The following is a 17,858-nucleotide window of genomic DNA, read 5'->3' on the forward strand; positions in this document are numbered from 1 at the left end:
CCTCCGGCGGTCGGCGGCAGGCTGTCAGTGGTCCTCTAGCCGTCACGTGATGTCAAGGGGGGCTATCCCCGGGTGGGTGTTTCGAGGGCCCTCGGGCCGTCCATTGCGGCCGGGTTCGGGGGCCGGTTTTCGCTACCGGCCGAGCGGTGACGACTCGCCGACGGATCGCGCAGCGGCCATGGTCAAGGCAGGTCGGCCCGGTCTGGGCGGGGGTTGCCGATGCGTTGCGAAAAGCCGTGTGCCGCTACTGAGCAGGGCGCAATGCGACCTGTCGATGACGGGGATTTTTGGCATGCCACGGTCGGCGGCTGAGCCGACCAGACCTGCGTGAGCGAGCCGACGGCGGATGCCCCTGCCTCGCAAGGGGTTCTGCCGGTGGGGACTGCGAGCATGGAGTACCCGATTGCCCGGGTGCTCCCCTTGCTGTCGCCCGCGCACCTGGACCGCGACTTCGATTACCTGGTCCCTCCCGAGCTGGACGAACTCGCGCAACCGGGTGTGCGCGTGCGCGTCCGCTTCGCCGGACGATTGGTCGACGGCTACCTTCTGGAGCGCCGCGCGCGCAGCGACCACGGCGGCAAATTGGTGAAACTCGAACGCGTCGTCTCCGCCGAACGCGTCCTGACCCCCGAAATCCGCCAACTGACCACCGCCGTAGCCGCCCGCTACGCCGGCACCCGCGCCGATGTCCTCCGCCTCGCCATCCCACCCCGCCACGCCCGCACCGAAACCGGTGGCAAAAAGAAATCCGCGACCGCACAAGAACTTTCCGCGAACGACGAGGGCAGCACGTCCGACGATCCCGGTCGCGAGGAACAGGAGGAAGACGTCCCCGGGGACGACTCCGCTCACAACCTCAGCTCGACCGATGAGCGAGACGGTGCCGCGCCTTCTCCACGGCGCATCTCCGTCGCGTCGCCTCGCGAGTCCACGCAGGGCGTCTCCACCGCCGCACTGCCGCTGTCCGCGTCCGGCTCATCTGTCGGCCCGGAACCCGACTCGCGACAACCGGATTCGACATCGTCGTCCCAAGTCGACGCAGCGTCGCCCGGTGCGTCGAACCATGCTGCCGAACAGTCGGATTCCACTGATGAGGTGCGGACGGATGCGGATGATTCTTCGCCTCGATCGCCGGGGGAGGCAGCCGAGACCGGGTCGTTGACCGGTGTCCCTTCGGTCGCGATCGGAGACAGCGTCGGCGTTGTGGTGCAAGGGGATTCGACCGCCGAGGAATCGCCGGGTGTGCAGGTTCCCGATGCTTGGCATCGGTATGTGCACGGTCCGGCGTTTGTTACGGCGCTGGCGCAGGGGAAGGGGCCGCGGGCGGCTTGGCAGGCGCTGCCGGGGGAGGATTGGCCGCGTCGGCTCGCGGAGTTGGCGGCGACGGTGGCGAGTGCGGGACGCAGTGCGATTCTGATGGTGCCGGATCAGCGGGATCTCGACCGGGTGCTGGCGGAATGTGAACGGCTGCTGGGGGATTCGGCGGTCGGTTTGTCGGCGGGGTTGGGTCCGGCCGCACGGTATCGGCGCTGGCTTTCGGTGTTGCGCGGGACGGCGCGGGTAGTCGTCGGGACTCGCAGCGCGGTTTTCGCGCCCGCCGACAATCTCGGGCTCATCGCGATCTGGGACGACGGCGACGACACCTACGCCGAGCCACGCGCACCGTATCCGCATGCGCGCGAAGTGGCCATGCTGCGCTCGCACGAGACGGGGGCGGCGTTCGTCGCGGCGGGTTTCGCACGAACGGCGGAGATCCAGGCGGTCGTGGAAACCGGGTGGGCGCACGATCTGGTGGCAGACCGGGCGGTGGTGCGCAAAGCTTCCCCGCGCATCAGCGTGCCCGGCGATTCCGATGCCGCACTGGAACGGGACCCGGTCGCGCGGGCGGTCCGTATCCCCGCGGTCGCTTTCGCCGCCGCCCGATCCGCGCTGAAGGAGGGCGCGGGCGTGCTGGTGCAGGTGCCGCGTCGCGGCTACGTCCCGGCGCTGGCCTGTGCGAAATGCCGGACCCCGGCGCGGTGCCGTCATTGCAACGGTCCGCTCGCGCTGCCGGACGGCCGGGCGGGGCAACGACATGCGCCTGAGCCCGCGCACAGTCCGAGCTGTCGCTGGTGCGGTATCACGGAGGCGGCGTTCCGCTGTCAGGCCTGTGGTTCGCGGGCGCTGCGCGCGGTGGTGATCGGCGCGATCCGGACGGCCGAGGAACTCGGCCGGGCCTTCCCTGGTGTTCCGATCCGCGGTTCGAGCGGCGGCGCAATGCTCGACACCGTGGAGCCCGGCCCGCAGGTGGTGGTCGCCACGGTCGGCGCGGAACCGGTGCTGCCCGGTGGTTATGGGGTGGCGCTGCTGCTGGACAGCTGGGCCCTGCTCGGCCGTGCCGATCTGCGCGCGGCCGAGGACGCGTTGCGTCGCTGGATGACCGCGGCGACGCTGGTGCGTTCGCACGGTCAGGTGTTCGTCGTCGCGGAGCCCTCGATTCCCACGGTGCAGACGCTGCTGCGCTGGGATCCGGTCGGCCATGCCCGGGCTGAGCTGGCCAGTCGCGCCGAGGTCGGTTTCCCGCCCGCGGTGCGCATGGCGGCGATCGACGGCACCTCCGATTCGATCGCCGAATTGCTCTCCACCGCAACCCTTCCCGACGATGTCGTCGTGCTGGGTCCGGTCCCGCTGCCACCCGCGGCCCGCAAGCCTTTCTCCTCCGGCGATTCCCCGGCCGAGGTGGAACGGATCCTCTTGCGGGTGGACCGCAGATCCGGCGCCGCGCTCGCCCGTGCCCTCACCGCCGCCCAAGCGGTCCGCAGTACGCACCGCTCCGATGCGCCGCTGCGCGTCCAGATCGATCCGGTCGATATCGGCTGAGGCGTCCACGGCCGTCGGCACGTTCTTTCGCGCCTGCGCACCGCGTTGTCGCCGCAAAGGACTCTCACGTCCGGCCGACACCTGCCCACCAAACTCGCGAAACCGGCTGGTCCACCCCTCGGCGCGTTGGTCCCGCGCGCGGATCGCCCGTGCTTAACTCTCCACGTGCCGACGACTCCGCTCCGCCGCATCCTCGCGACCGTGTGCCTTGCGTTCGCCACCCTCGCCACGTCCGTCGCCTGCGGGAAGTCCGATTCCGCTCCGGCCAGGACCACCCTCGACCTCGCGGTGAGCGCGGGCCAGACACTGGGCGTGCAGCCAACGCGCGTCTCGCTCACCTGTGAACCGGCCGGTGGCGATCACTCGAATCCCGATGGCGCGTGCGCCGCGCTGATCGGCGCGGGCGGCGATTTCGACAAGCTGGCCGGCGATCCCGGCACGATGTGCGCGCAGGTCTACGATCCGGTCACCGCGACGGCGACCGGCACCTGGCAGGGCAAAGCGGTGAAGTGGGAGAAGCAGTTCAGCAACAGTTGCGAACTGCGCGCCAAGACCACCCCCGTGTTCTAGGGCGAGCGCAGCGTCTCGATCTCACGCTCGACGGCGGCCAGCAGCTCGACCGGGCAGCCCCAATAGTCGTAGATGCCTCCCCGTTCCCGGTTGCTCCCGCACACCACGAACACCCCGGTGCCCAGCGCTCGTTTGAGGTGACCCGCGAGCCAGCCCACGAACCCGCTGTTGTCCATGCCGGTGGGGAAGTGGAACGAGAACAGGCCGAACTTTTCCACGTCGGGCCCGTCGGCCTCCGCGAACGGGACGAGCGCGCTCCAACTCTCGGCGTCGCGGACCACGGCCAGCGTGCGGGCGGACAGCTGCGGCGGTTCGGCCAGCGGGCTCTCCCGAAAACACCACACACCCGGCTGCACCTCGAGCTCCGCGGACGCGAGTACGCGCCGAAGGCGTTGGGCGGTTTGGTCTTCGGTCTCGATGCTGATGTCCACCACGGGGCCACGGTAACAACCCCAGCCTCGATAATTATTTAACTGGTCGATCAGTTAATGATACGATCGCCGCATGGCACGCACCGTGGATCCCGATCGAGTCGCCGAGCGACGCCGCGCCATCACGGCCGCGGCCGCCGAGCTGTTCGGCTCGCACGGCTACGAGAACACCACCGCCACGCAGATCGCGCGGGTCGCGGGGATGAGTTCGGGCAGCGTCTTCTACTACTTCAAGGACAAGGCCGCAGTCTTCCGCTCGATCTTCGAGGCCTCGATTCCCGAACACGCCGAAGTCATTGCGCGCCACATCGATCGGACCGACTGCGTGGCGGCTGTCCTGGACATCGTGGAAGCGCTGGCCGCCGAGGCGCTCGACCCGGTGGCGCCGGGACTGATGGTCGAGTTGCTGCGGCGCATCGATCAGGACGAGGAGCTGACTCGGGTGGTGCTGGAGGACGCGCGGCTCAGCGCCGAAGCGCTCACCACGCTGCTGGAGCGCGGGGTGCGCGCGGGGCAGCTGGACGCCGGTTTCCCGCCCGCGCAGACCGCGCGCTGGATTCTCGCGATCGTCGACGCGGCCTTTCTCGACGCCGATCCCGCGCACCCGCACGATCCGCGCCCGCTGGTGCGCGCGACCGTGTCCCGGCTGCTGCGACCGACCGTGACGGATCAACCATGACCACTGCCTCCGCACCCACTGTCCTGCGCTTTTCCGTCCTGTGGGCCTGGGCGTTCTCGATCGGCGGGTTGCTGCTCGGCGTCGGGCTCGGGTTCGTCGTCCGCCCGATCGGGCGCTGGGTGATCGATACCTTCGATGCGACGCCGGGCCCGCTGCGCATCGCGATGACCGTGCCGCCGGTGTGGCTGGTACCGGTCACCTCCGTCGTCGGCGTGGTCGCCGGGATCGTGCTGTTCGAGGTGGCCCGCCACGAGGCGCTCGCGCTGACCGTCGCCGACGACCACGTCGAGCTCTCGCAGAACGGCCGGGCACGGCACGTGCCGCGCAAGAGCGTCGCCGCGGTGTTCCGCGAAGGCGCGGACCTGGTGCTCACCGACCGGTCGCGCCGCCCGCTGGCCCGGTTCGGCGCAAAGGACCTGTCCCGCAACGATATCGAGCAGGCGTTCCGGGACCACGGCTATCCCTGGCTCGACCAGGACGATCCGTTCGCCGCGGACTTCCTGCGCTGGGTCGACGGCCGCCCGGAGTCCGGCCCCGCCGTCGACGCCGTGCTGCGCGCGCGGCGGCGGGCGCTGGCCGACGAAAAGCCGCTCGCGGTCGAAGAACTCGACGAGGAACTGCTCGCCCTCGGCGTCGATGTCCGAGACCGTCAGGGCGAGCAGCACATTCGCTTCTTCGATCAGGTGTGAAAGCCGAGGGTCAGGCGAACGCCGCGCGATTGCGCTGTGCCCACTGCGCATAGCTCGCCGGCTTGCGGCCGAGCACGCGCTGCACATCGGCGCTGAGTTCGAGTTCCGCGGCGGTCGGCGTGCCGAGGATCGCCAGTGTGTGCTCGACCACCGGCTCCGGCATGAACCGCGCCATGGCGGTAAACGCCTGCGCCCGAGTCAATTCCACGAAACGCACCGGTGCGTCGAGTGCCGCCCCGATGGCCGCCGCCTGGTCCCGCGGCGTGCTCAGCGCGGGGCCGGTCAGCGTGTAGGTCTGCCCGGCGTGTCCGTCTTCGCGGAGCGCGGCGGCTGCCACCGCGGCGATATCGGCCGGGTCGATCGACGGCAGGCCGACGGCGCCGAAGGGCGCGGCGACCGTGCGGTCCGCGCGCACGGATTCGGCCCACGCGTAGGTGTTGGCGTAGAAGCCCGCGGGTCGCAGGATGGTCCACTCCAGGTCGGACCGTCGAATGGCGTCCTCGAACGCGGCCAACCGCGCATAGCCCGCGGCGCCGGGCCGGGTCGCCACGCCCTGCGACGAAACGAACACCACCCGCCGGACCCCGCCCGCCGCGGCGACCGCGAGCACTTGCTCGGGCGCCGGACCGTCGACCAGTTGCTCGCCGGTGATGAGCAGGAACAGCGCGTCGGCGCCCGCGACGGCGGGGGCGAGGCTGCCGGGATCGGCGAGGTCGGCGCGCATCGACCGCACGCTGCTGGGCCATTCGCTCGGCCGGTTGCCCCGCGATACCGCCGTGACGCTCGCGCCGGCGTCGGCCAGCGTCTGTACGAGGTGTGTGCCGATGTTTCCGGTTGCTCCGGTGACCACGATCATGCTGTCGAATCCTTCTTAGTTAGTTGACTGACTAAATCGAACATAGTCGCGCCTGCCCAGTCTGTCTATAGTGAGTTGGGTGACTAACTCAGTGGCCGGGGAGCGGCCGAAAGGCGGCAAGCGGGAACGGCTCGGCGCGGCAGCGGCCCGGGTGTTCCACGAGCAAGGGGTGGAGAAGACGACCATCGCCGATATCGCGCACGCTGCCGACGTGCCGGTCGGCAACGTCTACTACTACTTCAAGACCAAGGATCAACTGGTCCGCGCCGCGATCGGTGCGCACGACCACACCTTGACCGAGCTGATCGCCCTGCTCGAGCAGTTGCCCGCGCCGCAGGATCGGCTCAAAGCGCTGATTCGTGGGTGGGTCGATCAGCGGGAGACCGCCGCGCGGATCGGGTGCCCGTCGGGGACGCTCGCGACCGAACTGGACAAGCGGGCCGACGGTCTGGACCGCGAGCTCGCCGAGGTCATGCGGCGGTTGGTCGACTGGGTCGAGGGGCAGTTCGCCGCGATGGGTCGCGCCGACGCGGCCGAGCTGGCCGTCGCGCTGATCGCGGCTTATCAAGGAATCTCATTGCTCACCAACACGTTTCGCGATCCAGCGTTGATGGCGAGGGAGGGGGATCGACTGGCGCGTTGGATCGACTCGCTCGTGAGCTGAGTCGCCTTGTTCGCCAAAGGCTCTTGCGTTCGATGCATTGCCGATATATCGTCGATACTATGAAACGAACACGAGAGCCCGAGGAGGCTTACATGGAGAACCAAGGACATCGAGATTTCGGACGGCGCGGCCCCTGGTCGCGACCGGGCGGCGAGGACTTCGACCCCCGCCAGCGGTTCCGTCGCGGCAGGCACGGGCATGGGCACGGACCCGAGTTCGGTCCGGGCTTCGGCCCGGGATTCGGACCCGGCTTCGGCCCGGGATTCGGTCGCGGGCGTGGCCGCGGTGGCCGGGGCAGGCGCGGTGACGTGCGTGCCGCGGTGCTGCTGCTGCTCACCGAGCGGCCGATGCACGGCTACGAGCTCATCCAGCAGATCCGCGAGCGCAGCGACGACGTCTGGCGCCCGAGCCCGGGGTCGATCTACCCCGCGCTGGCCCAGCTGGAAGACGAGGGACTCGTCCTCATCGATAAGATCGCCGGTCGCAAGACCGCGCAGCTGACCGAGGCGGGCACCGCGTACGTCACCGAGCACAAGGACGAGCTGGGCGACCCGTGGGCGGATGTCAAGGAAGACGTCGGCGCGCAGGCGATCGATCTGCGCGGTCTCGTCGGCCAGGTGATGGGTGCGGTCGCACAGGTGGCGGCTGTGGGCACACCCGAACAAGCGGCGCGGGCGGCGGACCTGCTCACCGAGACCCGCAAATCGCTCTACCGGATCCTCGCCGAAGACGAGACCCCCGAAAAGTAACGGGGTGTGAAACACCGCGCCGGAGTGCACATTTGAACCGAATCCGGTAGATCATTGTGAAATGCAACAGTCTAGGGGTTCGTGGGGTTGGGGAAAGTCACTCTTGTGCAGGGCCGGGGTGGCCGTCGCGCTGGCCGGAGCCGTAGTTCTCGGCTCCGGGTCGGCGCAGGCCGCGCCCCTCGGTTACCTGCCGCCCGAGGTGCCTTCCGAACCCGGCCCGTCGCAGACCGATCATCTGGCCGCGGCGTGGTACAAGAAAGCACATCCGAACGCGGTGCCGATCGGCACCAACAATTTCGACTGCAAGCCGACCGCCGGACGTCCGCGCCCGGTGGTCCTTGCGCACGGCACCGACTCCAGCGCCTACTCGGACTGGTCCGGGATCGCACCGCAACTCACCGCGGCCGGGTTCTGTGTCTTCGCGCTCAACTACGGCGGTAAGCCGGGCGCCGAGACCTACGGCACCGAAGACGTGGTGCTCAGCTCCTATCAGATCGGCGCTTTCGTCGATCAGGTGCTGGCCGCGACCGGTGCCGAAAAGGTGGACCTGGTCGGCTTCTCGCAAGGCGCGACCGTGACGCGGTACTACATCAACAAGCTCGGGGGAGCGGCCAAAGTCGGGCAGTGGGTCGGGCTCGCGTCGCCGAGCTACGGCGGCGTGATGTACGGACTGGTGCCGATCGTGCAGGCGGTGCCCGGCGGAATGGCGGCCTTCGCCCGGGTGACCTCGCTGGCCGCGGTGCAGCAGGCGCAGGGCTCGACGATCATGGTCGAGTTGAACGCGGGCGGCGACACCGTGCCCGGTCCGCGCTACACCACGATCGGCAGCCGGGTCGACGAGATGATCCAGCCGTTCAGCAATATCGCGCTGCGCGGTGCGAACGCGACGAACATCGTGCTGCAGGATCGCTGCTCGACGAACCTGACCGGACACTTCCACATGGTCTACGACCCGTTCGTGCAGCAACTGCTGCTGACCGTGCTCGACCCGAGCGCGCCCGAGCCGGTCTGCCGGCCGGTCGCGCTCGGCACCGGGATCCCCGAGGTGATCGTCGCCGGGCACTCCTGAGGCTCGCTCGCGGCGGGCGGCCGGGCGGAGGAACCGTCACCCCGCCCGACCGCACTCGAGTTCTACCAGCTTCCGCCTGGTGAATCGGGGACATTCGGTCGTCTCACTAGAATGAGACGACCGTGTTCGTCCGCTTCCGGGAGTTTGCCGTGACCATTCAGCCTGTTCGCCTGTTCGGCGATCCCATTCTGCGCGCCCGCGCGGCGGAGGTCACCGCATTCGACCGGGAACTGCAGCAGCTGGTGACCGACCTGACCGACACCATGCACGACGACGGTGGCGTCGGAATGGCGGCACCGCAGATCGGAGTGGGGTTGCGTGTGTTCGTGTACGACACTCATGACGCGGCGGGGCATCTGGTGAACCCGCAGTGGGAAGTCATCGGCGACGAAGAGCAGGTCGGGCCGGAAGGCTGCCTGTCCATCCCCGGGGTGCGCCACGACACCCGGCGGGCGCTGCGGGTACGCGCCAGCGGCGTCGACCTGCATGGCGCGCCAGTCGAATTCACCGCCGAAGGGCTGCTGGCGCGGTGTGTGCAGCACGAGACCGATCATCTCGACGGCGTGCTGTTCATCGATCGGCTCGACCCGGCCGACCGCAAGGACGCGATGCGGACCATTCGCGAATCCGATTGGTTCAGTGCGGGTGTCACCGCCCGGCCGTCGCGGTCGGTGAGCGGAGCGGGCCAGGCCGGTCCGTTCGGACGGGGCCGCTGATGCGCATCGTCTTCGCGGGCACGCCGGAACCGGCCGTGCCGTCGCTGCGTCGCTTCCTCGCATCCAGCCGGCACGACGTGATCGCCGTGGTAACCCGGCCCGACGCCGTCGCGGGGCGCGGGCGCAAGGTGACCCGCTCGCCGGTCGGCCTGCTCGCCGACGAGCACGGCATACCGGTGCTGACCCCGCGGCGGCCGTCCGAACCCGAATTCATCGAGCAGCTCACCGAATTGGCGCCGGACTGCTGTCCGGTCGTGGCCTACGGCGCGTTGCTGCCGCAGCGGGTGCTCGACATCCCGCGCTTCGGCTGGATCAACCTGCACTTCTCGCTGCTGCCCGCCTGGCGCGGGGCGGCGCCGGTGCAGGCCGCGATCAATGCGGGCGACGAGATCACCGGCGCGTCCACCTTCCAGATCGAAGCCGGCCTCGACACCGGACCGGTGTTCGGCACCGTCACCGAGAAGATCGACGTCACCGACACCGCGGGCGTGCTGCTGGACCGGCTCGCCGAAAGCGGCGCCCGGCTGCTGGAAGCCACCCTGGACGGCGTGGAAGACGGGACGCTGCACTCGGTTCCGCAACCCGCCGAGGGCATCTCGCACGCCGCCAAGGTGACCGCCGAGGCCGCGCACATCCGCTGGGACCTGCCCGCCCTCGCCATCGGCCGCCGCATCCGCGCGGTCACCCCGGCGCCCGGCGCCTGGACCGAAATCGGCGGTGCCCGACTGAAGCTCGGCCCCGTCGAACTCGTCGAAGAACAGCTGCCGCCGCGCACCATCGAGGTCCGCAAAGCGGGTGTCTTCGTCGGCACCGCGACCACCGCGGTCCGCCTCGACCAAGTTCAGCCCCAAGGCAAACGCATGATGGCGGCCCTCGACTGGGCCCGCGGCGCCCGCCTGCAACCCGGCGCGGAGTTCGAGTGAGGATCCTCGATCGGACGCAGGGGTGGGGCGGGTCCGGCGGCGTGGCCACGTCGCAGCATCCAGACCAGGTTCGCGGCGTCGCGCCGCGACCGCGACCAGAGCGGTGGAATATGACAGCACGGCGCAGTATCTCGGTACCCGGCCGGACTGTCGGCAGCGGTTCCCGGCTCGGCGGAGCGGTCGCGTGACGCCGGCGGAGGGTAAGGGCGGCAACGAGTCTCGCGGTTCGCAGCCGGGCGGTTCGAGAGGCGGGCGGGGGCACACCGAGTCCGGTGCGGCCTCGGGACGCGAGGGAGCCCGCGGTCGCGGCGATGCCGGTCGACCCGTCAACCGCTCGGCGGCGCGGAACGACGAGCGTACCGGCGCGGCTCGGTCCGGGTCGAAACAGTCTGCGTCACAGGCGAAGTGGAAGCGTGCCGATAGCTCGGCGAGCGCACGGCCCGACCGAAATGGCACGGCCGGGACGGAGCGTCGTTCGCGGGATGGAGATCAACCGAACGGCGGCGCGAAAGGTAATGCGCGCGTGGGTGGTCGGTCGGCTGGTTCGGCGCAGGTCGCCGGCGGCGCCGATGCGAGTCGCGGTCGGCCTGCAGGCGGTCGTGAAGGAAGTGCTTCGCGCTCTGGTGGGTGCAGCCGGTCCGACGAACAAGGTGGCTTCGGACGCGGGAGCAGGCCCGAACGCACCGGTGCGTTCAGTCGAAGTGCCGGCCGGTCCGGCGAATTGAATGCTTCGCGCTCGGGCGGGGCGAACGATGGTGCGCGCGCGGGTCGGTCCGGTGAGGTGGGCGACGGTGCGGGTGCTTCGCGGTCCGGTGGGGCGGGGAATGGTGGTGCGCGCGGGGAGCGGTTCGGCGGGGCGGGCGACGGCGGTGGAGCGAGTGCTTCGCGGTCCGGCGGTCGTGCCGGTGGGGCGGGGAATGGTGGTGCGCGCGTGGGCAATCGAGCCGGTGGGGCGGCGCAGGGGGGTAAGCGAGGGTCCGGCGGCAAGGGGGAGGGGGCGGCGAAACGGGGTGGGAAGGATCGGCTCCCGGAGGGGGTGGACGCGGCTCGGCTTGTCGCGCGGGACGTGTTGCGGGCGGTGCGGGAGCGGGACGCTTATGCGAATCTTGTGCTGCCGGGCCTGCTTCGGGACCGGAAGGTGACGGGGCGGGACGCGGCGCTGGCGACCGAACTCGCCTACGGTGCGTGCCGGTCGCAGGGCCTGCTGGACGCGGTGATCGAGGCCGGTGCGGGACGCCCGATCGCCGAGATCGACGGTCCGCTGCTGGATGTGTTGCGGCTGGGCGTCTATCAACTGTTGCGGACCCGGATCGGCGCGCACGCCGCCGTGGACACCTCGGTGGCGCTCGCGCGTACCGAAGCCGGCGCGGGTAAGGCCGGATTCGTGAACGCGGTACTGCGACGTGCGGGGGAGAAGACCGCCGACGAGTGGGTGGAAACCCTGGCGCCGCGAGATCCCGTGGGCCACTTGGCTTTCGAATTCGCACACCCGGTGTGGATCGCGCAGGCCTTCGCGGACGCGCTCGGCGCGCGAGCGGGCGAACTGCGCGACGCACTGGCCGCCGACGACGCGCGCCCGGCCGTCCATCTGGTCGCCCGGCCCGGCGATATCACCGCCGAGGAATTGGCGCTGGTGACCGGCGGCGAGGAAGGGCGCTGGTCACCGTACGCGGTCTACCTCGACGGCGGCGATCCCGGCAAGCTCGAGCCCGTTCGCGACGGCATGGCCGCCGTCCAGGACGAGGGTAGTCAGCTGGTCGCGTTGGCGCTGACCAGGGCACCGCTCGACGGACCGGACGGCGGCCGCTGGCTCGACCTCTGTGCCGGTCCCGGTGGAAAGGCCGCGCTGCTCGGTGCGCTCGCCGGCATCGACGGGTTCCACGTCGACGCGGTGGAGCCCGCCGAGCATCGCGCCGAACTCGTCCGCAAGGCGGTGCACGGCCTGCCCGTCGACGTGCACGTCACCGACGGCCGCAGCAGCGGACTGACACCGGGCTACGACCGCATCCTGGTCGACGCCCCGTGCACCGGTCTCGGCGCACTGCGCCGCCGTCCGGAGGCTCGCTGGCGCCGCACCCCTGCCGACGTCGCCGAACTGGTCCAGCTCCAGCGCGAATTGCTCACCGCCGCATGGGAACTCCTGCGCCCCGGCGGCGTCCTGCTGTACTCGACCTGCTCGCCCCATCTCCCCGAGACGGTGGCGGTCGTCGCCGACGCGGTCCGCCGCACCGGCGCCGAACAACTCGACACCCGTGACCTTCTCCCCGGCGTCTCCGACGTAGGCGAAGGTCCCACCGCACAACTGTGGCCGCACCGTCATGGCACCGACGCCATGTTCATGGCCGCCCTCCGCAAACCCACCGACCCCTGATCTCTGCGGGTGGTACCCCAGGGACTGGTCATGTATGGACCGTCGCGCGCGGACCCGCCGTAGGCGGACTGGTCCATATGGACCAGTCGCGTTGGCCTGCCGTATGCGGACGTCCGTCCATGGACCGGCGCATGCGGATCGGCCGCGCGGCCAGTGCGCGGCTGGGAACGCGAAGTCCGCGGCGGGCCGCGCAGACTTCCCGAGTGCTGACCTCGTGCGTCGCGGGCTCCGCCGCTGCCGGGATGCGGGGCAGGTTCGCCAGATCGGTCGCGACCGACCCGTGGGAGTGGTTGCGCCGCATGGCCATCGGTGTCTCGGCCGGGGCTCGGCGGCGGAACTCGACCCCTACGGTGGGCGCGCCGGACTGCGCCGCGGTCGCTCACCTGCTGCGGGTTCCATTCGTCCAATAGTGGTGGTGCAGGGGTGGGGCATACTCGAGGTATGGCTCTGACCTGGGAAGATGTGGTGGCGGTGGCGACCGAGCTGCCCGGTGTCCAGGAATCGACGTGGTGGCGCAGCCCGGCGTTGAAGGTCGGCGGGAAAGGGTTCGGCAGGTTGCGGGTGGAGGCGGAGGGCGGGTTGGTGCTCGCCTGTGATCTCGCCGAGAAGGAGGCGCTGCTCGCGTCGGGCGATCCGGCGTTCTTCACCACACCGCACTACGACGGCCACCCCTACATCCTGATCGACCTCGAACACATCGATCGGGACCACCTGCGCGAACTGCTGGACGACGCATGGTGGCGTACCGCCCCACCGAAGCTCCGCAAACAACGCCAACCGGAATGAACTACTCCCGGCTGGTCTGTTCCCGCAGCCGGGCAAGGGTTTTCGCGAGGATGCGGGAGACGTGCATCTGCGAGATCCCCATCTGCTGCGCGATCTGCGTCTGCGTCATCGACTCGAAGAACCGCATGGTGAGAATCCGGCGTTCCCGTTCGGGCAGCCCGGCCAGCAGTGGACGGATCGCGACGTACTCTTCGACCCGGTCGAACTGGGTTTCTTCCTCGCCGAGGGTGTCGAGCAGCGAAGCGTCGGTGTCGCGGCCGAGGGTGGCCGCGTCGATGGAACTCGGCTGGTAGGCGTTGCCCGCGATGACGGCCTGGGTCACCTCGTCCGGGTCCACGTCGAGTTCGGCCGCGATCTCCTTCGCCGTCGGTGAGCGACCGAGCCGCTGCGACAGCGCGTCGATCGCGGCGCCGATGCGCAGGTGAGTTTCCTTGACCCGCCGCGGGACTCGCATCGCCCAGGTGTTGTCCCGGAAGTAGCGGCGCACCTCGCCCATGATGGTCGGCACCGCGAAGGACAGGAAATTGGAGCCGCGTTCGATATCGAAGCGGTCCACCGCGTGCACCAACCCGACCCGTGCCACCTGGGTGAGATCGTCGAACGGTTCACCGCGCCCGCTGAATTTGCGCGCGATGTGATCGGCGAGCGGAATGCACCGGCTGATCAGCTCGGCGCGGATCGCCGCATGCCGTGCGGTGCCCGCCGTGCTCGCGCCCAACTGCTGGAACAGCAAGCCGACATCGTCGTAACCCGCCACGGTGCTTGCGGTTTCGAGGGTTTCGCTGTCCTCGGCGGCGTCTTCCTCGCTGATCTTTTCGGCCTCGGCGGCGGTGGTTTCGGAATCGTCGGTGGCGGTTTCGGCGTCATCTCGTTCCGAGTCGAACACGGTGTCCTCGTCCGCCACTACGCTTTCCCCCGGACCCGACGGAACTCGACCGTCGTCGGATATCCGGATACTGCGGAGTCGAATGAATCCTGAGTGGCCTGGACCTCATCGGTCAGGGTGCGCAGCACATGCCAGCCGAAACTGCGTTGATCGGGTAGGCCCTCCTTGTCGGCGATGCCGCTCACCTTGACCAGCAATTCGGTCTCGCCGACGGTGAAACGGCAGTGCAGGCTCGTCCCCGGACCCGCGACCGCGATGAGGGTGGAGCAGACCTCGTCGACCGCGAGCCGGATATCGGCCACCTCGTCCAATGTGAAATCGCTTAGTAGGACCAGAGTTTCGGCGAGCCCACGAACGATGGGCAGCTGCGTGACCGATGCGGCCACCCGAATCTCCACCGGGGTGCTGTAGAGCCCCTGTTCCGCCGAAATGTTGATCACCCTATGCAGGCTACCCACTCCCGCGCTGGGCAACCCCCAGTACCGATAGACTGCGGCGTTGTGTCCACCCCGACTTACGCGCGCCCGGCCGTCCCGATGATCGCCCCGTCCATCCTGTCCGCCGATTTCGCGCATCTCGCGGATGAGGCCCGAGCCGTCGAGGGCGCCGACTGGCTGCACGTCGACGTGATGGACGCGCACTTCGTCCCGAACCTGACCCTGGGCCTACCGGTGGTGGAAAGCCTGTTGAAGGCCACCGACATCCCGCTCGACTGCCACTTGATGATCGAGGACCCGGGCCGCTGGGCGCCCCCGTACGCCGAGGCGGGCGCCTACAACGTGACCTTCCACGCCGAAGCGACCGATGACCCCATCGCGGTGGCCCGGGACATCCGTGCGGCCGGCGCCAAGGCCGGGCTCTCGGTGAAGCCGAACACGCCGATCGAGCCGTACCTGGAGATTCTGCGCGAGTTCGACACACTGCTGGTGATGAGCGTGGAGCCCGGTTTCGGCGGCCAATCGTTCATCGCCGACGTCCTCGACAAGGCGCGCACCGTCCGCCGCCTGGTCGACGCCGGCGAGCTGCGCCTGCTGGTCGAAATCGATGGCGGCATCAACGCCAACACCATCGAAGCGGCGGCGGAAGCGGGCATCGACTGCTTCGTCGCCGGGTCCGCGGTCTACAACACCGCCGACCCCGCAGCCACCGTCCAGGCCCTCCGCAAACAGGCTGCCGCCCACCGCTGAGCAGACTGTCGCTGGCTGAACGGGCTGTCGCGGGGTGAACGGGCTGTCGCGGGGTGAACGGGCTGTCGCGGGGTGAACGGGCTGTCGTGCGCTGAGCGGGCTGTCGCGGGCTGAACGGACTGTCGTGCGTCGATCGAGCTGCCGCGGGCTGAACGGGCTGGGCGGGCTGTCGCGGGCTGAGCGGGCTGTCGCATACCGCTGGAGCCAGCTGCTGCCTTCCGTTGTCCCGGCTGCCGGTGACTGCCGGAGCGGGGAGCCCGCCTATTGCTGGGACCGGGTGCGGCTTCCCTCCGGGATCGGTGCGGCGCACCGCTGTCACACGCTGCTGCCACCTGAAAGGGGCGCCGTCCGCGGAACACCTGGACAGTTGATCACCAGGTAATCCTGGCGGCGCCCTCTCGGCCGGTGCCGCCACCATTACCTGGTGATCGCCTGCCCCACCTCTCGTGGGTCCTGGCGACCTCAGGTTCAGCCTCTCGAACGTGCGAGGCGCCTGCCTGAGCTTGCGTCAGCCGTCCGGAACTTGTGTCAGCCGTGCTGAACTTGCGTCGGGCCGCGCCCAGTTTTCATCGCGCCGTCTCTGGACTCCCGTCGGGCCGTCTTGTACTGCGGTCGGGCCGCCTTGTACTCCCGTCGGGCCGTCCTGAACCCCCGTCGGGCCGTCCTGAGCTCACACGTGGGCGTCCCGAAGTCGTATCGCGCCGTCCGGAACTCGCGTCCAACCCTCAGAGGGCGTTGTTCTTTCGCGTGCCCATCTCGCGGGTCGCTTCGATCACCGCGGTGAGGGGTGGGCGGGTGGTGGCTGGTTCGGGTGGGCGGATCCAGGTGCGGTAGCCGGTGCGTTCGTCGTCGGGGGACGGCAGGACGACCTGGCTGCCGGTGCACGCGACGGTCGCGTACATCCGGAACAGTTCGGCGGAGACCGCCGCGGAAAGGGTGTCGGGGCGGTGTGGGCCGGTGAGGAAGGTCCAGCGCTTGGCGCGCGGATGATCGACGACCGGTCCGGCGATGTCGGCCTGTTCGAGCCGCTGCTGCACCCGCGCGCCGAGATCGGCGGGCATGGTGATGGCACCGTAGTGGGTGCCTATGTGCAGGAGAATGCGGCGCGAGGTGGGATCGATCGATGCGGGGAGGTGGAATTCGCGGCGATACTGCACGCAGCGAACCTCCAGCGTCGAGTCGAGAAATGTGGTCACGCCGCGCCCCCAACTGTGTCGAACTTGATTGGACCCACTGTGGTTTCTGACTTCCTCGAGTGGTGGACATCCCTGGGTCGAACTTCCTGAGGGGCCTGACCGGCGTCCCCAGGTCGAACCGTTCCGCGCTGAACTGGTCGGATTTGAAGTTGAACGGTAGGAATCAGCTACATAACAATATTGCGTCTATTTCGATCACGGCGCAAGGAAACGTTAAAAGTGTGTTGCCTGCGGGTATGAACCCGAATGGGCGCCGAACGGGTAGCTGGATCGCCTTCTTGCGGTATCAAAAATGCGTTCGCGAATTAGCGTCGGGAAGAAGAATGCGACTTTTCCGTACGCATGAACGAAATTACCCGACAATTCGTTATCAAACCCCTGGTCGACTGCGACTTGTCCGGCAGTCGGTCTGGTTCTCTCGGCGGTTGCCGGGAACGGGTTCGAGTCGCTCGGCGCTGAGCGCGAGCCGTACGGTCCGCGGGCGAACCGTCGTCGACCGGCGAACTAAGCTGAGACAACCGGCAGCGACCGACGGGAATTCCTGCCGCGGCCGGGCTGTTCCGCAACCGGGGACCACAACGCGACAGGGAGTCAGGGCATGTTCACAGGCATCGTCGAGGAGCTGGGCGAGATCGTCGCCACCGAGCGGTTGGCCGACGCCGCGCGGCTGACCATCCGAGGCGAGCTGGTGACCTCCGATGCCGGGCACGGTGATTCGATCGCCGTCAACGGCGTGTGCCTGACCGTGGTGGAGGTGGTCGGCGGCGACTCGTTCACCGTCGACGTGATGCAGGAGACGCTGAACCGGTCGAGCATCGGCAAGCTGGACACCGGATCGAAGGTCAACCTGGAACGCGCCGCCGCGCTGAACAGCAGGCTCGGCGGGCACCTGGTGCAGGGGCACGTCGACGGCACCGGCACCGTGCTCTCGCGCACGCCCTCGGACAACTGGGATGTCGTGCGGATCTCGCTGCCCGACTCGATCGCCCGCTACGTGGTGCAGAAGGGCTCGATCACCGTAGACGGCATCTCGCTCACCGTCTCCGGTCTCGGCGTCGCCGACGAGCCGGCCGACACCGACAGCAAGGACTGGTTCGAGGTCTCGCTGATCCCCACCACCCTTGCCCTGACGAATCTGGGCTTTGCCACCGTCGGCACGACGGTCAATCTGGAGGTGGATGTGATCGCCAAGTATGTGGAGCGGTTGCAACAGCGAGGCTGAACGCG

The 17,858-nt window shown here is 69.2% G+C and carries 18 protein-coding genes; 13 read left to right on the plus strand and 5 right to left on the minus strand.

Going from position 1 to position 17,858, the window contains the following annotated elements; translation table 11 throughout:
* Positions 1 to 390 precede the first annotated feature (390 nt).
* Together NBRGI_RS49465 and NBRGI_RS40215 are read left to right on the plus strand one after the other, a co-directional pair.
* The gene (locus tag NBRGI_RS49465; protein ID WP_235211271.1) at positions 391 to 2,859 is read left to right on the plus strand and encodes a primosomal protein N'; all 2,469 of its coding nucleotides are present in this window, start codon (positions 391 to 393) and stop codon (positions 2,857 to 2,859) included.
* A 165-nt stretch (positions 2,860 to 3,024) separates the two neighbouring features.
* Complete coding sequence (locus tag NBRGI_RS40215) at positions 3,025 to 3,429, plus strand: subtilase-type protease inhibitor (RefSeq protein WP_029903135.1); 405 nt, start codon at positions 3,025 to 3,027, stop codon at positions 3,427 to 3,429.
* Here the strand turns inward: NBRGI_RS40215 and NBRGI_RS40220 are convergent.
* Positions 3,426 to 3,863 carry a DUF6196 family protein gene (locus NBRGI_RS40220; RefSeq protein WP_029903136.1) on the minus strand — a complete coding sequence of 146 codons (438 nt, stop codon included), beginning with the start codon at positions 3,861 to 3,863 and terminating at the stop codon, positions 3,426 to 3,428. The genes NBRGI_RS40215 and NBRGI_RS40220 overlap by 4 nt on opposite strands.
* 70 nt (positions 3,864 to 3,933) lie before the next feature.
* Here NBRGI_RS40220 and NBRGI_RS40225 point away from each other — a divergent pair, with 70 nt between their 5' ends.
* Together NBRGI_RS40225 and NBRGI_RS40230 are read left to right on the plus strand one after the other, a co-directional pair.
* The gene (locus NBRGI_RS40225; RefSeq protein ID WP_029903138.1) at positions 3,934 to 4,539 is read left to right on the plus strand and encodes a TetR/AcrR family transcriptional regulator; all 606 of its coding nucleotides are present in this window, start codon (positions 3,934 to 3,936) and stop codon (positions 4,537 to 4,539) included.
* A complete protein-coding gene (locus NBRGI_RS40230; RefSeq protein ID WP_051728406.1) occupies positions 4,536 to 5,228 on the plus strand; it encodes a YqeB family protein in 693 nt (230 codons plus the stop codon). Before NBRGI_RS40225 ends, NBRGI_RS40230 begins: the two co-directional genes overlap by 4 nt.
* Before the next feature lie 10 nt (positions 5,229 to 5,238).
* On the opposite strand, the gene NBRGI_RS40235 is transcribed toward NBRGI_RS40230, so the two are convergent.
* Positions 5,239 to 6,084 carry an SDR family oxidoreductase gene (locus NBRGI_RS40235; protein WP_029903142.1) on the minus strand — a complete coding sequence of 282 codons (846 nt, stop codon included), beginning with the start codon at positions 6,082 to 6,084 and terminating at the stop codon, positions 5,239 to 5,241.
* 79 nt (positions 6,085 to 6,163) lie between these two features.
* On the opposite strand from NBRGI_RS40235, the gene NBRGI_RS40240 reads away from it, so the two are divergent.
* The 7 genes from NBRGI_RS40240 to NBRGI_RS40270 all read left to right on the plus strand — a co-directional run bounded on the left by NBRGI_RS40240 (position 6,164) and on the right by NBRGI_RS40270 (position 13,362).
* Positions 6,164 to 6,748 carry a TetR/AcrR family transcriptional regulator gene (locus NBRGI_RS40240; protein WP_162836698.1) on the plus strand — a complete coding sequence of 195 codons (585 nt, stop codon included), beginning with the start codon at positions 6,164 to 6,166 and terminating at the stop codon, positions 6,746 to 6,748.
* A gap of 59 nt (positions 6,749 to 6,807) precedes the next feature.
* Entirely contained in the window at positions 6,808 to 7,497 is a 690-nt protein-coding gene (locus tag NBRGI_RS40245) for a PadR family transcriptional regulator (RefSeq protein ID WP_370627922.1), read from the plus strand.
* Positions 7,498 to 7,558: 61 nt separating this feature from the next.
* A complete protein-coding gene (locus NBRGI_RS40250; RefSeq protein ID WP_370627923.1) occupies positions 7,559 to 8,566 on the plus strand; it encodes an esterase/lipase family protein in 1,008 nt (335 codons plus the stop codon).
* Between the two features lie 149 nt (positions 8,567 to 8,715).
* The gene (def, locus tag NBRGI_RS40255) at positions 8,716 to 9,282 is read left to right on the plus strand and encodes a peptide deformylase (protein ID WP_029903150.1); all 567 of its coding nucleotides are present in this window, start codon (positions 8,716 to 8,718) and stop codon (positions 9,280 to 9,282) included.
* Entirely contained in the window at positions 9,282 to 10,205 is a 924-nt protein-coding gene (gene fmt, locus NBRGI_RS40260) for a methionyl-tRNA formyltransferase (protein ID WP_029903151.1), read from the plus strand. The genes def and fmt overlap by 1 nt, the downstream gene beginning before the upstream one ends.
* A 931-nt stretch (positions 10,206 to 11,136) precedes the next feature.
* Positions 11,137 to 12,576 carry an RsmB/NOP family class I SAM-dependent RNA methyltransferase gene (locus NBRGI_RS44720; RefSeq protein ID WP_051728407.1) on the plus strand — a complete coding sequence of 480 codons (1,440 nt, stop codon included), beginning with the start codon at positions 11,137 to 11,139 and terminating at the stop codon, positions 12,574 to 12,576.
* Between the two features lie 441 nt (positions 12,577 to 13,017).
* On the plus strand, positions 13,018 to 13,362 hold the full coding sequence (locus NBRGI_RS40270; protein WP_029903155.1) for an MmcQ/YjbR family DNA-binding protein: 345 nt from the start codon (positions 13,018 to 13,020) through the stop codon (positions 13,360 to 13,362).
* Between the two features lies 1 nt (position 13,363).
* On the opposite strand, the gene NBRGI_RS40275 is transcribed toward NBRGI_RS40270, so the two are convergent.
* Positions 13,364 to 14,266, minus strand: coding sequence for an RNA polymerase sigma factor SigF (locus NBRGI_RS40275; RefSeq protein ID WP_029903157.1), 903 nt, complete (start codon positions 14,264 to 14,266; stop codon positions 13,364 to 13,366).
* Positions 14,266 to 14,688, minus strand: a complete 423-nt coding sequence (locus NBRGI_RS40280) for an ATP-binding protein (protein WP_029903159.1) — start codon at positions 14,686 to 14,688, stop codon at positions 14,266 to 14,268. Before NBRGI_RS40280 ends, NBRGI_RS40275 begins: the two co-directional genes overlap by 1 nt.
* Before the next feature lie 96 nt (positions 14,689 to 14,784).
* Here NBRGI_RS40280 and rpe point away from each other — a divergent pair, with 96 nt between their 5' ends.
* Entirely contained in the window at positions 14,785 to 15,435 is a 651-nt protein-coding gene (gene rpe, locus NBRGI_RS40285; protein WP_029903161.1) for a ribulose-phosphate 3-epimerase, read from the plus strand.
* 725 nt (positions 15,436 to 16,160) lie between these two features.
* On the opposite strand, the gene NBRGI_RS40290 is transcribed toward rpe, so the two are convergent.
* Complete coding sequence (locus NBRGI_RS40290; protein WP_029903163.1) at positions 16,161 to 16,631, minus strand: hypothetical protein; 471 nt, start codon at positions 16,629 to 16,631, stop codon at positions 16,161 to 16,163.
* 598 nt (positions 16,632 to 17,229) lie between these two features.
* On the opposite strand from NBRGI_RS40290, the gene NBRGI_RS40295 reads away from it, so the two are divergent.
* Positions 17,230 to 17,853: a riboflavin synthase gene (locus tag NBRGI_RS40295; protein ID WP_014986427.1), complete on the plus strand. Its 624-nt coding sequence runs from the start codon at positions 17,230 to 17,232 to the stop codon at positions 17,851 to 17,853.
* Positions 17,854 to 17,858 lie beyond the last annotated feature (5 nt).

Source organism: Nocardia brasiliensis IFM 10847 (assembly GCF_000710915.1).
Taxonomy (GTDB): Bacteria; Actinomycetota; Actinomycetes; order Mycobacteriales; family Mycobacteriaceae; genus Nocardia; species Nocardia brasiliensis_A.

Bases quoted from the DNA above. Each gene is read 5' to 3' on its own strand.
- NBRGI_RS40235 (WP_029903142.1), bottom strand. From the start codon at position 6,084: ATGATCGTGGTCACCGGAGCAACCGGAAACATCGGCACACACCTCGTA.
- NBRGI_RS40250 (WP_370627923.1), top strand. From the start codon at position 7,559: ATGCAACAGTCTAGGGGTTCGTGGGGTTGGGGAAAGTCACTCTTGTGC.
- NBRGI_RS40270 (WP_029903155.1), top strand. From the start codon at position 13,018: ATGGCTCTGACCTGGGAAGATGTGGTGGCGGTGGCGACCGAGCTGCCC.
- NBRGI_RS40245 (WP_370627922.1), top strand. From the start codon at position 6,808: ATGAAACGAACACGAGAGCCCGAGGAGGCTTACATGGAGAACCAAGGA.
- NBRGI_RS40230 (WP_051728406.1), top strand. From the start codon at position 4,536: ATGACCACTGCCTCCGCACCCACTGTCCTGCGCTTTTCCGTCCTGTGG.
- fmt (WP_029903151.1), top strand. From the start codon at position 9,282: ATGCGCATCGTCTTCGCGGGCACGCCGGAACCGGCCGTGCCGTCGCTG.
- NBRGI_RS40295 (WP_014986427.1), top strand. From the start codon at position 17,230: ATGTTCACAGGCATCGTCGAGGAGCTGGGCGAGATCGTCGCCACCGAG.
- rpe (WP_029903161.1), top strand. From the start codon at position 14,785: ATGATCGCCCCGTCCATCCTGTCCGCCGATTTCGCGCATCTCGCGGAT.
- NBRGI_RS49465 (WP_235211271.1), top strand. From the start codon at position 391: ATGGAGTACCCGATTGCCCGGGTGCTCCCCTTGCTGTCGCCCGCGCAC.
- NBRGI_RS40225 (WP_029903138.1), top strand. From the start codon at position 3,934: ATGGCACGCACCGTGGATCCCGATCGAGTCGCCGAGCGACGCCGCGCC.